This window comes from Halomonas sp. McH1-25 (genome assembly GCF_022348165.1).
Classification (GTDB): domain Bacteria; phylum Pseudomonadota; class Gammaproteobacteria; order Pseudomonadales; family Halomonadaceae; genus Modicisalibacter.
This window is the reverse complement of the sequence record NZ_JAKRFI010000001.1, coordinates 893,891-909,259: the sequence shown is the minus strand read 5'-3', so window position 1 is coordinate 909,259 and position 15,369 is coordinate 893,891. Positions and strand designations below refer to the sequence as shown.

At 59.9% G+C, this 15,369-nt stretch carries 12 protein-coding genes; 10 read left to right on the top strand and 2 right to left on the bottom strand.

Features of this window, described 5'->3' with window-relative positions; genetic code table 11:
- Positions 1-30 precede the first annotated feature (30 nt).
- Both MHM84_RS04660 and mfd read right to left on the bottom strand, forming a co-directional pair.
- Positions 31-1,101 carry a L,D-transpeptidase family protein gene (locus MHM84_RS04660; protein WP_239262986.1) on the bottom strand — a complete coding sequence of 357 codons (1,071 nt, stop codon included), beginning with the start codon at positions 1,099-1,101 and terminating at the stop codon, positions 31-33.
- A 135-nt stretch (positions 1,102-1,236) separates the two neighbouring features.
- Positions 1,237-4,686 carry a transcription-repair coupling factor gene (mfd, locus tag MHM84_RS04655; RefSeq protein ID WP_239262984.1) on the bottom strand — a complete coding sequence of 1,150 codons (3,450 nt, stop codon included), beginning with the start codon at positions 4,684-4,686 and terminating at the stop codon, positions 1,237-1,239.
- Positions 4,687-4,944: 258 nt separating this feature from the next.
- Between mfd and MHM84_RS04650 the strand changes: the two genes are divergently transcribed.
- The 10 genes from MHM84_RS04650 (at position 4,945) to sthA (ending at position 15,366) form a co-directional block, all read left to right on the top strand.
- A complete protein-coding gene (locus MHM84_RS04650) occupies positions 4,945-6,405 on the top strand; it encodes a glyceraldehyde-3-phosphate dehydrogenase (protein WP_239262982.1) in 1,461 nt (486 codons plus the stop codon).
- 293 nt (positions 6,406-6,698) lie between these two features.
- A complete protein-coding gene (locus MHM84_RS04645; RefSeq protein ID WP_239262979.1) occupies positions 6,699-8,048 on the top strand; it encodes a Na(+)-translocating NADH-quinone reductase subunit A in 1,350 nt (449 codons plus the stop codon).
- Complete coding sequence (locus MHM84_RS04640; protein WP_239262976.1) at positions 8,048-9,283, top strand: NADH:ubiquinone reductase (Na(+)-transporting) subunit B; 1,236 nt, start codon at positions 8,048-8,050, stop codon at positions 9,281-9,283. The genes MHM84_RS04645 and MHM84_RS04640 overlap by 1 nt, the downstream gene beginning before the upstream one ends.
- Positions 9,280-10,053 carry a Na(+)-translocating NADH-quinone reductase subunit C gene (locus MHM84_RS04635; RefSeq protein ID WP_239263842.1) on the top strand — a complete coding sequence of 258 codons (774 nt, stop codon included), beginning with the start codon at positions 9,280-9,282 and terminating at the stop codon, positions 10,051-10,053. The genes MHM84_RS04640 and MHM84_RS04635 overlap by 4 nt, the downstream gene beginning before the upstream one ends.
- 2 nt (positions 10,054-10,055) lie before the next feature.
- A complete protein-coding gene (locus MHM84_RS04630) occupies positions 10,056-10,730 on the top strand; it encodes an NADH:ubiquinone reductase (Na(+)-transporting) subunit D (RefSeq protein WP_239262973.1) in 675 nt (224 codons plus the stop codon).
- Positions 10,730-11,350 carry an NADH:ubiquinone reductase (Na(+)-transporting) subunit E gene (nqrE, locus tag MHM84_RS04625; protein WP_239262971.1) on the top strand — a complete coding sequence of 207 codons (621 nt, stop codon included), beginning with the start codon at positions 10,730-10,732 and terminating at the stop codon, positions 11,348-11,350. The genes MHM84_RS04630 and nqrE overlap by 1 nt, the downstream gene beginning before the upstream one ends.
- A 24-nt stretch (positions 11,351-11,374) precedes the next feature.
- Complete coding sequence (gene nqrF, locus MHM84_RS04620; protein ID WP_239262969.1) at positions 11,375-12,607, top strand: NADH:ubiquinone reductase (Na(+)-transporting) subunit F; 1,233 nt, start codon at positions 11,375-11,377, stop codon at positions 12,605-12,607.
- Entirely contained in the window at positions 12,607-13,671 is a 1,065-nt protein-coding gene (locus MHM84_RS04615) for an FAD:protein FMN transferase (protein WP_239263839.1), read from the top strand. The genes nqrF and MHM84_RS04615 overlap by 1 nt, the downstream gene beginning before the upstream one ends.
- A complete protein-coding gene (gene nqrM / locus MHM84_RS04610) occupies positions 13,668-13,925 on the top strand; it encodes a (Na+)-NQR maturation NqrM (RefSeq protein WP_239262967.1) in 258 nt (85 codons plus the stop codon). Before MHM84_RS04615 ends, nqrM begins: the two co-directional genes overlap by 4 nt.
- Positions 13,876-15,366, top strand: a complete 1,491-nt coding sequence (sthA, locus tag MHM84_RS04605) for a Si-specific NAD(P)(+) transhydrogenase (RefSeq protein WP_275445654.1) — start codon at positions 13,876-13,878, stop codon at positions 15,364-15,366. The genes nqrM and sthA overlap by 50 nt, the downstream gene beginning before the upstream one ends.
- Positions 15,367-15,369: the final 3 nt, after the last annotated feature.

Genomic DNA, 15,369 nt, shown 5'->3' with positions numbered 1-15,369 from the left:
TTCATATCGGTAGAAAAATCGATAAAGCCGTCATGCGTCGTCCTTGGTCGGGCTGGTTTCCAACTGACTGTAGAGAGCCTCATGAAGCTCCAGCCAGTCGTACAGAGTGGCCTTTTTCTCGACGACAGGAATGTCGATGGGGGCTTTGACCAGCAGCAACGATTCGGGAACCCCGCTGGGGTTTTCAATTTCATTGCGCAGCTTGGCGTAATCGACCGGATAACGCTTGCCTTTGACTGCGGACGTTACGGCATCCAGGGCATCGGTGATGCGGCTGACCGGAGTATCCTCCGATTCTTCCAGCGAGGGGTACGTCTGCACGAAAAGAGCGCCTTCTGGCGTCCAGCCGAGCTTGAAGGGTTCGTTGATCAGGCGGACCTGAGTGCCGACCGGAACCTTCGGGAATAGCCTTTCGATGTCCTCGGGCAACATGCGGATACAACCATGGGTAACGCGCATGCCGACGCCCAGCGGCTTGTTGGTACCGTGAATCAGATAGCCGGGAATGCCCAGGCGCATGGCAAACTGGCCCAGGGGATTGTCCGGGCCGGGGGGAACGACGCTTGGCAGCATGTCGCCCTGCTCGGCATGTTCCTTGATAATCGAGGCGGGGGGGTACCAGGCTGGATCCTTGGCCTTGGCGGTGATCTGGGTCTGGCCCAGCGGGGTTTTCCAGTCCATGCGTCCCACGCTGACCGGATAGGTTTCCACGATCGGCAACTCGCCCTGCGCCGGTTTGGGATAGTAATAAAGGCGCATCTCGGCGACATTGACGACGATCCCTTCCCGCGGACCTTGGGGCAGAATGAACCGCGACGGGATCACCACCTCGGTACCTTCACCGGGTATCCAGACGCTGACATCGGGATTGGCCCGACGAATTTCTTCGTAGCCGACGCCATAGCGATGCCCGATGGAGAAAAGCGTATCCTCGTGGGCAGCTTTGACTACTTGGATCTCGCCGACTACGTCGCCTTTTTCGGGCAGACGATAGTGTCCCGTCGGCAACGCAGCCTGGGCCTCGACGGCCTCGGCCAAGGCCGGTTCCTGAGCCATGAGCGCCGGCGGGACTGCCAGCATTCCTACGGCCAACCAAAGCATACTTGCTTGCTTCACTCGCATCTGACGCGACCTGTTCCATCCTCGGATCCGGCGGGGTGCCGGAAAATTCGAGTATATTCCTGCGTAATGCCCGGCGACACAATGCCTGGCGGTGCAATATTTCCCTATGTCGGTTTACGCCGCCTTGGCTTTGCGATTGAGTGTGTCAAGCAGTGTCTCAACGCTTTCGAAGCGGGCCGCCTCGCTTTCCATGTCCGCCTCGAAGCGTAGGATCTCGGCACCTTCGAGCCGGTAGTGTTCGGGGTCGCGCTGGATCAGGTTGACCAAGGTCATTGGGTCGACGGCGGGACTGGTGCCGAAGATCACACGGCCGCGTTCGGGGCCTGCCTCGAGGCGCACGATGCCCAGTCGTTCGGCGCGTTGACGCAACCGGGTCTGACGGAACAGTGTCTTGACCGGCGCTGGCAGCAGGCCGAAGCGGTCGATCATTTCCACTTGCAGTTCCTTGAGCTCCGCTTCGTCCGCGGCGTTGCTGATGCGCTTGTACATGATCAGGCGTTGCTGCACGTCGTGCAGGTAGTCGTCGGGAATCAGTGCCGGCAGGTTGAGGCTGACTTCCACCCCCTCGTCCAGTGGTGCCTCGATGTTGGGTGTCTTGCCAGCGCGGATCGCTTTCACCGCACGGTCGAGCATCTGCATATATAGGCTGTAGCCGACGGTTTCCATCTGGCCGCTCTGCTCGTCGCCGAGAAGCTCGCCCGCGCCGCGGATTTCCATGTCGTGGCTGGCCAGGGTGAAGCCGGCTCCCAGGTCCTCGGCCTGGCCGATGGCCTCCAGGCGCTTGATGGCGTCCTTGGTAATCGCCTTGGGTGGCGGTGTGAGCAGGTAGGCATACGCCTGGTGATGGCTGCGTCCGACGCGTCCACGCAACTGATGCAATTGGGCCAGTCCGAACTTGTCGGCCCGCTCGATGAGGATGGTGTTGGCGCTGGGCACGTCGATGCCGGTCTCGATGATGGTCGAACATACCAGCACGTTGTAACGCTTGTGGTAGAACTCCGACATGATACGTTCCAGCGAGCGCTCCGGGAGCTGGCCGTGAGCCACGGCAACGCGGGCCTCGGGAACCAGATCGCGCACTTTCTGGGCAGCCAGTTCGATGCTCTTGACCTCGTTGTGCAGAAAATAGACCTGCCCCCCGCGCAATATCTCGCGCAGGATGGCTTCCTTGATCACGGGTTCGTTGCGTTGCTGGACGAAGGTCTTCACCGATAGGCGACGTGCCGGTGGAGTGGCGATGATCGACAGGTCGCGGATGCCGCTCATGGCCATGTTCAATGTCCGCGGGATGGGCGTGGCCGTCAGCGTCAGAATGTCCACCTCGGCACGCAGGCTCTTGAGGCGTTCTTTCTGGGCCACCCCGAAGCGATGCTCCTCGTCGATGATCAGCAGGCCCATGTTGGGAAACTTCATCGATTTGGACAGTAGCTTGTGGGTGCCGATGACGATGTCGGCGCGGCCTTCCTCGATGCGCTTCAAGGTGTCCGCCTGTCCCTTGCCGCCGGTAAAGCGCGAGATCAGCTCGATCTGCACGGCCGTATCGGCAAAGCGGTCACGGAAGTTGTCGTAGTGCTGCTGGGCGAGCAGGGTGGTAGGCACCAGCACGACCACCTGTCGACCCGAGTGTACGGCGAGGAAGGCAGCGCGCATGGCGACTTCGGTCTTGCCGAAGCCGACGTCGCCGCATACCACCCGGTCCATGGGGCGCGGCGCCGTCATATCGCCGATGACCGCATGAATGGCCGCGCGCTGGTCGGGCGTTTCCTCGAACGGGAAGCTGGCCGCGAAGCGCTGGTAATCCTCGCCGGGCGGATCGCAGGCAAAGCCTTCGCGCGCTTCGCGGCGCGCATACACGTCGAGAAGTTCGGCAGCGGTATCACGAATCTTCTCGGCGGCCTTTTTCTTCGCCTTGTCCCAAGTATCGGAACCCAGCTTGTGCAGGGGGGCCAGCTCGTCGCTGGCCCCGGCATAGCGTGAAATCAGCTGCAGACTATCGACAGGGACATAGAGCTTGGCACCGTTGGCGTATTCCAGGGCCACGAACTCGGCGGCCTGGCCCCCAGCTTCCAGTGTCTCGAGTCCCTGATAGCGTCCTACGCCATGGGCTTGGTGGACGACCGGCGCACCGGGGCGCAGCTCGGATAAATGGCGGATCGCCAGTTCATTGTCGTCGGTGGCCTTTTCACGCCGCCGCGTCTGACGAACCACATCGCCGTAGAGCTCGGTCTCGGTGACGATGGCCAGCGCGGGATCGCCAAGCCACAAGCCCTCGTCGAGCTCGCCCTCGGTAATCGCCAGGCGCGAGCCACCCTCGAGAAACGCTGGCCAATCGTCGGTATGAGGCAAGTCGAGGTGCAGCACGCCGAGAGTTTCTTCCAGCGCTTCGCGCCGACCCCGCGACTCGGCGACGAACAGTACGCGCATGTCGCGATGGGAGGACAGGAACTCCTCGAGACGCGCCAGTGGTTTTTGGGCCCGGGCATTGATGGCCACCTGCGGCGGAGCCTGGGTGATGGGATGGCGGGCATGCGGGTGGCCTTCGTCTTTGACCAGTTCGACGCGTGGCCGGGCCTTGATGGCAGCAAAGACCTCGGGCACCGGAATGAAGGCGCGAGCGGGGGGCAGCAGTGGCCGGGTCGGGTCGACGCCAAGGTTTTCGTAGCGGCTCTCGATCGCCGCCCAGTGATGTTCCGCCGCCTCGAAGACGCCGGGCAGCAGAGCGACTCGTGTATTGTCGACCAGATGATCGAAGAGCGACGCGGTTTCCTCGAAGAACAACGGCAGGTACTGTTCGAGCCCCGGTGAAGGAATGCCCTTGAGTGCGTCGTTGTAGAGCGGAGACTGGCGCGGATCGACGTCGAACAGTGTCTCGAAGCCTTCGCGGAAGCAGGCAATGGCCGAGCGCGACAGGGAGTACTCATGGGCCGGGAGCAGTTCGATGCTCTCCACCTTGTCCTGGCTACGCTGGGTATCGGGATCGAAGTAGCGCAGCGTATCGATCTCGTCATCGAACAGATCGACGCGCAGCGGTGCATCGCTACCCATGGGGAACAAGTCAATGATGGCGCCACGCAGGGCGTATTCGCCAGGCTCGTACACGGTTTCCACAGCGCGGTAGCCGGCCCGGGACAGCGTTCCCCGGAATCCTTCCCGGTCGAGCGTCATGCCCACCGACAGGGTCAGTACGCGCCCGGCAATGTAATCGCTGGGCGGCAGGCGCTGCATCAGGGTATTGACAGGCACCAATACGATGCCGTCCTGCGTTTCCTGCAGGCGACGCAGGGTGCGCAGGCGCTCGGAAACGATGTCCTGGTGCGGAGAAAAACTGTCGTAGGGCAGGGTTTCCCAGTCGGGGAAGGGCAGGACCGGTACCTTGGCAAAGAAGCGCAAGGCGTTTTCCAGGCGCTGGGCCGAGGCGGTATCCGGCGTGATGACCAGCAGCGGCGCAGCGTCGGCAAGGCGAGCCAGGGCCAGGGCCGTCGCTGCCCCCTGCGGGGCCTGCCAATAGAGCGTATCGCGCGTTCCGGTAGGGCTGGGCGGGGCCAGCGGGGAAAAGTTCGACATTGGCGTCTTCAAGCAAAGGGTGAAAGTCTTGTAGCAAATGATAACAGGCGCAGCGTCGGGACGAGAAAAACGCACGAAAGGGGCGTGCCGTCCATTACGTTTGACACATCAATGCCGGAAAACGGTTTGTAGTCAACCGCCGATTTCTGTAGTGGTCTTACAGCTTCTGCGACCATACAGCAATTGCGCCTGCCTGCGCTTGGCAAGGATAATGAACAGGAAAATTCATTCGCGATTCCGTAAGGAAGGGAGTAGTACGTGAGTCAGGAAAAGCTCGACGCACATTTTCAGGAATGGCAGGACAATGAGGCTGTCGCCGAGGAAATGATTCCCCTGCTCGGCAAGCTGTACCGCAAGTACAATGTCGTGCCCTCCCTGTATGGCCGTTCGCTGATCAACCGTTCGGTCATTCGGATTCTCAAGAATCATCGCTATGTGAAGAAAGTCGAGGGCACCGAGCTTTCCGTTCGCGATACCTTTCCGCTGGTCAAGGCAATGACCGAGCTCGAGCTGGGGCCGGCACACATCGACCTGGGCAAGCTCGCCGTTGCCTTCAAGAAAAGCGGTCGTAGCGATGTCGATGCCTACCTACGCGAAGAGCTCGCCGAAATCGTCGACAAGCACGGTGAAAACGGCATGGGCGGTGAACCCAAGGATGTCGTGCTCTATGGCTTCGGGCGTATCGGCCGCATCCTGGCACGCATCCTGGTCGAGAAGGCCGGGGGCGGCAATCTGCTGCGTCTGCGTGCCATCGTGGTGCGTGGCGATGGCAGTGGCGACGATCTCGAAAAGCGAGCCAGCCTGCTGCGTCGCGATTCCATTCATGGGCCGTTTGCCGGCTCGATCAGAGTCGACCATGAAAACAATGCAATCATCGCCAACGGCAACTACATCCAGGTGATCAACGCCAGTTCGCCCGGTGACGTCGATTACACGGCCTACGGCATCGACAATGCCATCGTCGTTGACAACACTGGCAAATGGCGTGACGAAGAGGGGCTGTCCCAGCACCTGTCTTGCAAGGGCGTGGCCAAGGCACTGCTCACGGCGCCGGGCAAGGGCAGCGTCAAGAATGTCGTTTACGGCATCAACCATCGTGACATCGGTGACGAGGATCGCATCATTTCTGCGGCCTCGTGCACGACGAATGCCATCGTGCCGGTACTCAAGGCCATCAACGACGAATACGGCATCGAGCATGGCCACATGGAAACGGTGCATTCCTATACCAACGACCAGAACCTGATCGACAATTATCATAAGGGCGATCGGCGTGGCCGCAGTGCGCCGTTGAACATGGTGCTGACCGAAACCGGCGCCGCGAAGGCCGTCGCCAAGGCATTGCCCGAACTGGGCGGCAAGCTGACCGGCAACGCCATTCGCGTACCGACCCCCAACGTGTCCATGGCGATTCTCAATCTCAACCTGGAGAAGGCGTCCGACACCGAGAGCGTGAACAACTACCTGCGTGATATGGCGCTGCATTCCTCGATGCAGAAGCAGATCGATTACGTCGACTCGCCCGAGGTGGTGTCATCCGACTTCGTCGGCAACCGTCATGCCGGTATCGTCGATGCCAAGGCGACCATCGTCGACGGCAAGAATGCCGTTCTGTACGTGTGGTACGACAACGAGTTCGGCTATAGCTGCCAAGTGGTGCGTATCCTTCAGTACATGTCCAACGTGCACTTTCTTTACCTGCCCCGCGCGCGTAACTGAGCCTGCCTCTCACACCGTGTCGGCCCATGCCGACACGGTGTTTTTCCTGTTTGCGTCTCGATGCCGACCTTCGGTCAGGTAGTCTTTCCTGCGTCGTCTCTTTATAATAGTCGCGATTTATTGGTGCGATCCGTCTGGCCACGGATCGAGCAGACAACCTTCTGATAAGAAAAGAACCGAGCACCGTGACGCCAGCTCAAGTGTACGCATGCCATTGCGTTGGCCAGGCTCGTCATCGTCGTGCCGCGAACCCTTTTTCTTTTGAAAATCAGATCCGATAACTGGGCGAGACTATGATCGAAGTCAAACGAGGCCTGGATCTCCCCATCGCCGGGGCGCCGGACCAGCGCATCGAGGATGCGCGGCCGGTACGCCATGTGGCGATCCTGGGACCCGACTACGTCGGCATGAAGCCGACCATGGAGGTCCGGGAAGGGGACAGGGTGAAGCTGGGGCAGGTGTTGTTCACCGACAAGAAGATTCCTGGAGTGCGCTTCACCGCCCCGGGTGCCGGCGAGGTGATTGCGATCAATCGCGGCGAGAAACGCGTACTGCTGTCGGTGGTAATCAAGCTCGACGAACAGGAAGACGTCGTCGAGTTCACTGCACACGGTAGCCATGCGCTCGAGAGCCTGGATCGCCAGGCCGTCGTCGACCAGCTGGTCGAATCCGGTCTGTGGACGGCACTGCGGACCCGCCCTTTCTCACGCACGCCAGCGTTGGATGCCGTGCCGGCGGACATATTCGTGACCGCTATCGATACGCAACCGCTGTGCGCCGATCCCGCGTTGATCGTCAACGAGGCGCCAGAGGCCTTCGCCAATGGGCTCAAGGTGCTCAAGCGCCTAACGCCGGGAAAAGTGTTTCTGTGCAAAGCGCCCGAGGCCGACCTGCCTGGCAGCGACATCGAGGGGGTTCAGGTCGAATCCTTCAAGGGGCTGCATCCGGCGGGCCTCGTCGGTACGCATATCCATTATCTATCGCCGGTCAGTCTCAGAAAGCAGGTCTGGCATCTGGGGTATCAGGATGTCATGGCCATCGGCAAATTGTTCGCCGATGGCCGCCTGGACATGACGCGCGTCGTCGCGGTGGGCGGTCCTCGCGCCAAGCAACCACGCCTGTTGCGTACGCGCATCGGGGCGAGCAGCGCCGAGTTGCTCGAGGGTGAGGTCATCCAACCGGAGGAGACCCGGGTCATCTCCGGTTCGGTTTTCGGCGGTGCCACGGCGGAAGGGTCGCGCCGTTTCCTGGGCCGTTTCCATACCCAATTCTCGTTGATCGAAGAAAGCAACAAGCGTGCCTTTATGGGCTGGCTATCGCCTGGGCGCAATCGTCACTCGGTCATGGGAATCTACGTGTCCCGCTTCCTTGGCTTGAACGACTACAAGCCGGACACCTCGACCAACGGCTCAGAGCGTGCCATGGTGCCGATCGGTGCTTACGAGGAAGTCATGCCGCTGGATATCCTGCCTACGCAGTTGCTGCGCTCGCTGATCGTTGGCGATATCGAGAACGCCATGCTGCTCGGTTGCCTGGAGCTGGATGAGGAAGACGTCGCGCTGTGTACCTACGTGTGTCCCGCCAAGTACGAGTACGGTCCCATCCTGCGTGACAACCTCACCATGATCGAGAAAGAGGCCTGATGATGGGTATTCGCAAGACACTCGACAATCTCGAGCCGCACTTTCACAAGGGTGGCAAGTACGAGAAGTTCTACGCACTCTACGAAGCCGTAGACACCATCTTCTATGCGCCCCCCGACGTAACCAAGGGTACGGCGCATGTGCGTGACGGCATCGATCTGAAACGCATCATGATCACGGTGTGGCTGTGTACTTTTCCGGCGATGTTCTTCGGTATGTACAACGCCGGGCTCCAAGCCAACCTGGCCATAGAAAATGGCTACGGTGCCATCGGTGGCTGGCGCGAGGCGATCACGCTGGCGCTGGCCGGTGGACATGATCCGGGCAGCATCTGGGCCAACTTCGTGCTCGGGGCGACATGGTTCCTTCCTATCTATCTGGTGACCTTCGTCGTCGGGGGCTTCTGGGAAGTGCTCTTCGCGATCAAGCGCGGCCACGAGGTCAACGAAGGCTTCTTCGTTACCTCCGTGCTGTTTGCGTTGATCCTGCCACCGACCATTCCGCTCTGGCAGGTGGCCCTTGGGATCACCTTCGGTGTCGTGATCGGCAAGGAAATCTTTGGCGGCACCGGCAAGAATTTCCTCAACCCTGCATTGACGGGGCGCGCATTCCTGTATTTCGCCTATCCGGCACAGATTTCCGGTGACGCGGTATGGGTGGCCGCAGATGGATATACGGGAGCGACCCCCTTGTCGATGGTGGTGACCGACGGCATGGCTGGCCTGACCCAGCTGTATACCTGGATGGAGGCCTTCCTGGGCTTTATTCCCGGTTCGGTGGGCGAGACATCGACCTTGGCGATACTGATTGGTGCTGTTGTGCTACTACTGACCCGCATTGCTTCATGGCGCATCATGCTGGGCGTTTTCCTCGGCGTCGTGGGTACGGCCATGCTGTTCAATGCCATCGGTTCGGAAACCAACCCGATGTTCGAAATGCCATGGTATTGGCACTTGGTTGTCGGCGGTCTGGCATTCGGCCTGGTGTTCATGGCCACCGATCCGGTATCGGCCTCGATGACCAACAAGGGCAAGCTGATCTTCGGCATTCTGATCGGTGTGATGACGGTGCTGATCCGTGTCGTCAACCCGGCCTTCCCCGAAGGAATCATGCTGGCGATCCTGTTCGCCAACTTGTTCGCGCCATTGATCGATCACTTCATCGTGCAGGCCAACATCAAGCGTCGCCAGAAACGTGAAGCGGCCTTCAATCCCGTTACCGAGGAGACCGCCTGATGGCTAGCAACAACTCCATCAAGAAGACGCTCACGGTCGCGCTGACGCTGTGTATCGTGTGTTCGGTCATCGTCTCCACTGCCGCTGTGGTGCTGCGTCCGGTTCAGGTCGCGAACCAGGAGCTCGATCGCAGGAGCAATATCCTGCAGGTTGCCCAGCTTTATCAGCCGGGTATCGATGTCGCCGAACAATTCGAACAGCAGATCACGGCGCGTGTCGTGAACCTGGAGACCGGGGAATACGCCGAGGAGCTGGATGCCGAGACCTACAACCAGTTCGATGCTGCCAAGGATCCTGCCAGTTCGCGTTCGCTGTCCGGAGATGATCCGGTCGGGCTGGGTCGCGTAGAGAACTTTGCTACGGTGTACTTGGTGGGCGATCCCGAAAACCCCGAGCAGATCATCCTGCCGATCCGCGGGCAGGGGTTATGGGGAATGATGCGTGGTTTCCTTGCCCTGGAAGGGGATGGTAATACCATCGTTGGGCTGTCCTACTACGACCACTCCGAAACGCCGGGGTTGGGCGGTGAAGTGGACAATCCGCGCTGGAAGGCCCAATGGGAAGGCAAACAGGTCTATGCTGACAACCCAATGGAGCCAATGATCCGTCTGGTCAAGGGCGGGGCCGACTCCGAGTACGAGGCCGATGCCCTGTCCGGTGCAACCCTGACCAGTCGCGGTGTGACCAACATGCTGCAATTCTGGCTGAGCGAGATGGGCTTCGCTGAATATCTCGCCCGGTTTCATGACAATTCGCAAGGAGGAGCGTGAGCATGGCCTCTGATACTCCCAAAAGCGTCGTCTTTTCGCCGGTCTTCAAGAACAATCCCATCGCCTTGCAGGTACTGGGGATCTGTTCTGCGCTGGCGGTAACCAACTCCTTGAGCGTATCGCTGGTCATGGGGTTGGCGGTTATCGCGGTGACGTCGTTTTCCAACCTGTTCGTTTCGTTGATTCGTCACCACATCCCTTCCTCGATTCGTATCATCGTGCAGATGACCATCATTGCCTCGTTGGTCATCGTGGTCGACCAGCTGCTCAAGGCCTATGCCTATGAGATGTCCAAGCAGCTGTCGGTGTTCGTCGGCCTGATCATCACCAACTGTATCGTCATGGGTCGCGCCGAAGGCTATGCCATGCAGAATGGCCCGATGATGAGTTTCCTCGATGGTGTCGGAAACGGCCTTGGTTACGCCGTCATCCTGTTGTTCGTCGGCTTCGTGCGCGAGCTGCTGGGGTCGGGTAGCCTGTTCGGCCTCACCATCCTGCCGGCGGTTCAGAACGGTGGCTGGTATGTGCCCAACGGTCTGATGCTGCTGCCGCCCTCGGCGTTCTTCGTCATCGGGCTGTTGATCTGGATTCTGCGCTCCTTCCACCCGGATCAGGTCGAGAAGACCGAGTATCGGATCGTTGCCAATAGCAAGACCAAGATCAAGGAGACCGCGTAATGTTCGAGCATTATCTGAGCCTGTTCGTTCAGGCCGTGTTCGTCGAGAACATGGCGCTTGCCTTCTTTCTCGGCATGTGTACGTTCCTGGCGGTTTCCAAGAAGGTCTCCTCGGCGATTGGCCTGGGGATCGCCGTCGTCGTGGTGCTTACCATCACGGTGCCCGCCAACAACCTGATCCTGCACTACCTGTTGCGCGAGGGCGCACTGACCTGGACCGGCCTCGAGGGTGCCGAGAACATCGATCTGTCGTTCCTGGGCTATCTCTCCTATATCGGCGTGATTGCCGCCATGGTGCAGATCCTCGAGATGTTCCTCGACAAGTTCGTGCCGGCGCTCTACAACGCGCTGGGTGTCTTCCTGCCGCTGATCACGGTCAACTGTGCAATCCTGGGATCGGTACTGTTCATGGTCCAGCGCGACTATGCATTCGGTGAGTCCGTGATCTACGGGTTCGGTTGCGGTGTGGGCTGGGCGTTGGCAATCACCGCACTGGCGGGGATTCGTGAGAAGCTCAAGTACAGCGACGTTCCGGCCGGGCTACAGGGTCTGGGCATCACTTTCATTACCGTCGGGCTGATGTCGCTGGGCTTCATGTCCTTCTCCGGCGTTCAGTTGTAAGCCAACGGGAATAGGAAAACCGACATGGTCGATACATCCATCATCTTGCTCGGCGTTGTCATGTTCACCGTGGTCATTCTTGGCCTGGTTGGGGTGATCCTGGCGGCGCGGAGCCGACTCGTCAGCAGCGGCGATGTCACCATCGAGATCAACGACGATCCCGACAACACCATGACCACACAGGCGGGGGGCAAGCTGCTTCAGACCTTGGCCGCCAACGGCATATTCCTGTCCTCCGCCTGTGGCGGCGGGGGCTCCTGTGCGCAGTGCAAGTGTCGCGTCAGCGAAGGCGGCGGGTCGATACTGCCTACCGAGGAGTCCCACTTCACCATGCGCGAAAAGAAGGAAGGCTGGCGCCTTTCCTGTCAGGTGCCGGTGAAGCAGGACATGAAGATCGAGGTGCCGGAGGAGGTCTTCGGTGTCAAGAAGTGGGAATGCGAGGTGACGCAAAACCCTAACGTTGCCACCTTCATCAAGGAACTCAACCTCAAGCTGCCCGAAGGCGAGGAAGTCGCCTTCCGTGCCGGGGGCTACGTTCAGCTGGTGGCGCCACCCTATGACATCAAGTTTTCCGACTTCGATATCGAGGAGGAGTATCGCGGTGACTGGGAGAAGTTCGGGTTGTTCAACATCTCCCATAAGAATGACGAAGAAGTCATTCGCGCCTACTCGATGGCCAACTACCCGGAAGAGAAGGGGCTGCTCAAGTTCAACATCCGTATCGCCACGCCGCCGCCGAATACCGATCATCCGCCTGGATTGATGTCTACCTATGTGTTCGCCCTCAAGCCGGGCGACAAGGTGACCGTCATGGGGCCGTTCGGCGAATTTTTCGCCAAGGATACCGATGCCGAGATGGTATTCATCGGCGGCGGTGCAGGCATGGCACCGATGCGCAGCCACATCTTCGACCAGCTCAAGCGGCTCAAGTCGAAGCGCAAGATGTCGTTCTGGTACGGTGCACGCTCTTGGCGGGAAACGTTCTATAATGAGGAGTACGACCAACTCGCCGAAGAGTTCGACAACTTCGAATGGCACTTGGCATTGTCCGATCCGCAACCGGAAGACAACTGGGAAGGGCCGACCGGCTTCATTCACAATGTCCTCTACGAGATGTACCTGAAGGATCATCCGGCACCGGAGGACTGTGAATACTACATGTGCGGTCCGCCCATGATGAACGCATCGGTCATCAAGATGTTGACCGACTTGGGGGTCGAGCCCGAGAACATCATGCTGGACGACTTTGGCGGATGATGAGGGTGTCATCGCGTAACGCGGCAGGGCCGGCTCCGAGAGGGCTGGCCTTGTCGTTGATAGCCTGCCTTGTGCTGCTCGTCGGTTGTGACTCCTCGCCTCAGGCCCATCGGTTCCAGGGGCCGGTATTCGGTACCGGCTATCATGTGACGCTCTATGCGGACTTGAGCGAGGAAACCTACGCCGAGCTCGACACCGGCATTCAGACCGAGCTCGAGCGCGTCGATGAGCTGATGTCGACCTATCGCGAGGGTTCCGAGCTTTCTCGTCTGAATCGCTATCCGGTCGGCGTTCCATTCTTCCTGTCACCGCCGACTGCCGAGGTGATCCGGGAGTCGCTGCGTATTGCACGCCTGTCGAACGATGCCTTCGATGTCACCGTCGGGCCAGCGGTCAATCTGTGGGGCTTCGGTCCCGAGGGGAGACCCGAACGCATTCCGGATGTCGCGGTATTGGCTGAGGCGTTGGCGCGTGTCGACGTTCATGCCTTGAAGCTCGAGGATGGGCGCCTTATCAAGGCCAAACCGGTCTATATCGACCTGTCGGGAATCGCCAAAGGCTATGCGACCGATCGAGTGGCTGACTATCTGGAAACTTGGGGCGTCGAGGATTACCTGGTCGAAATCGGTGGCGAGATCCGAACGCACGGCGAGAAGCCTGACGGTACGCCCTGGCGCATTGCGGTAGAAAAACCGGTGTCCAGCGAGCGCAGCGTTCAGCGGATCATCGATCTAGGCAATGCCGCCGTGGCAACCTCGGGAGATTATCGCAACTATTTCGAAAGCGATGGCATGCGTTATTCGCATACCATCGATCCACGCACCGGCAAGCCGATCACCAATCGGGTCGCGTCGGTTACGGTAATTACCGAACGCTGCATGACCGCCGATGCGCTGGCCACGGCTTTTACCGTAATGGGCGCTCAGGAGGGCCTGGCCATGGCCGAGCGTGAAAACATTCCGGTGTATTTCATTGTCAGAAGTGGGGATGGGTTCGAAATCCGCATGAGCCCGGCCTTCGAGAAATATCTCGAAGACACTGCGCAAGAGGGAGATAACCCATGACTATCTGGATTCTGGCTTTCGCCTTCATTCTGCTCATGGTCACGGCCATGTCGATCGGCGTTCTGTTGGGGCGCAAGCCCATCGCAGGCTCATGTGGCGGGCTCAACCGGCTCGGCCTCAAGCAGGGCTGCGACATCTGTGGCGGCAAGGACGAGGTCTGCGAGGAGGAAAACCGCAAGCGCAACGCTGCACGCATTCGTGAAGATGACGAGCGACGCGGGGCGGATCTGGGATACGACGCTACCCGACGCTGAACCGAGGGGCGAGACAACGCAAGCGCAGCGAGAGGAGTCAACGACGCTAATGGCAGTTCATAATTACGATGTGGTAGTCATTGGTACCGGGCCGGCTGGCGAAAGCGCGGCAATCAACGCCGCCAAGCACGGCAAGCGGGTGGCGATCGTCGAGAAGCAGCCGGCCGTGGGCGGGAACTGCACCCATTGGGGAACGATCCCGTCCAAGGCGCTTCGTCATCAGGTCAAGCAGATCATGCAGTTCAACACCAACCGCATGTTCCGCGATATCGGCGAGCCGCGCTGGTTCTCGTTTGCCAAGGTTCTCGAACGCTCCCGGGTGACCATCGAGCAGCAGGTCGAGATGCGCACGACGTTTTACGCACGCAACCGCATCGACCTGTTCTTCGGGGTGGCCCGCTTCAAGGACGAACATACCGTGGTCGTACGGGACAATCACGAGGGTGCCGAGGAGCTGTGCGCCCAGAAGATCGTGATTGCCACCGGCTCGCGCCCTTACCGGCCCGGCGACGTGAACTTCCGCCATCCGCGTATCTACTGCTCCGACACCATCCTCGGCCTGTCGCATACGCCGCGTACCCTGATCATCTACGGGGCCGGCGTCATCGGCTCCGAGTATGCCTCGATCTTCTCGGGCCTGGGCGTCAAGGTCGACCTCATCGATACCCGTGATCGCCTACTCTCGTTCCTCGATGACGAGATCAGCGATGCGTTGTCCTATCATCTACGCCAACATGGCGTACTGGTCCGTCACAACGAAGAGTACGAGCGGGTCGAGGGTGACGAAGCCGGTGTCGTCGTGCATCTGAAATCCGGCAAGAAGCTACGCGCCGATGCCTTTCTCTGGGCCAACGGGCGTACCGGTAACACCGATGAGCTGGGTCTCGAAAACATCGGCCTGGAAGCCAACGGGCGCGGCCAACTGCAAGTCGATGAGCACTATCGTACGGTTATTCCGCATGTCTATGCCGTGGGCGACGTCATCGGCTGGCCCAGCCTGGCGAGTGCCGCCTACGATCAGGGGCGTAATGCCAGTGCCGATCTGCTCGACGAGGAGTTTCGTTTCGTCGACGACATACCCACCGGCATCTACACCATTCCAGAGATCAGCTCGGTGGGCAAGACCGAACGTGAGCTGACCGAGGCCAGGGTGCCTTACGAGGTAGCGCAGGCCTTCTTCAAGGATACGGCTCGCGCGCAGATCACCGGCGATACCGTGGGTATGCTCAAGATCCTGTTCCATCGCGATACACTGGAGATCCTTGGCATTCATTGCTTTGGCGACCAGGCCTCCGAGATCGTCCACATCGGTCAGGCGATCATGCAGCAGAAGGGCGAGGCCAATAGCCTGAAGTACTTCATCCATACCACCTTCAACTACCCGACCATGGCGGAGGCTTACCGTGTCGCCGCCCAAAATGGCCTTAACCGGCTATTCTGACTG

Excerpts from the sequence above, each read along its gene's own strand:
- MHM84_RS04640 (WP_239262976.1), top strand. The coding sequence starts at position 8,048 with ATGATGGGTATTCGCAAGACACTCGACAATCTCGAGCCGCACTTTCAC.
- nqrF (WP_239262969.1), top strand. The coding sequence starts at position 11,375 with ATGGTCGATACATCCATCATCTTGCTCGGCGTTGTCATGTTCACCGTG.
- MHM84_RS04645 (WP_239262979.1), top strand. The coding sequence starts at position 6,699 with ATGATCGAAGTCAAACGAGGCCTGGATCTCCCCATCGCCGGGGCGCCG.
- nqrM (WP_239262967.1), top strand. The coding sequence starts at position 13,668 with ATGACTATCTGGATTCTGGCTTTCGCCTTCATTCTGCTCATGGTCACG.
- nqrE (WP_239262971.1), top strand. The coding sequence starts at position 10,730 with ATGTTCGAGCATTATCTGAGCCTGTTCGTTCAGGCCGTGTTCGTCGAG.
- MHM84_RS04615 (WP_239263839.1), top strand. The coding sequence starts at position 12,607 with ATGAGGGTGTCATCGCGTAACGCGGCAGGGCCGGCTCCGAGAGGGCTG.
- sthA (WP_275445654.1), top strand. The coding sequence starts at position 13,876 with ATGACGAGCGACGCGGGGCGGATCTGGGATACGACGCTACCCGACGCT.
- MHM84_RS04630 (WP_239262973.1), top strand. The coding sequence starts at position 10,056 with ATGGCCTCTGATACTCCCAAAAGCGTCGTCTTTTCGCCGGTCTTCAAG.
- MHM84_RS04660 (WP_239262986.1), bottom strand. The coding sequence starts at position 1,101 with ATGCTTTGGTTGGCCGTAGGAATGCTGGCAGTCCCGCCGGCGCTCATG.
- mfd (WP_239262984.1), bottom strand. The coding sequence starts at position 4,686 with ATGTCGAACTTTTCCCCGCTGGCCCCGCCCAGCCCTACCGGAACGCGC.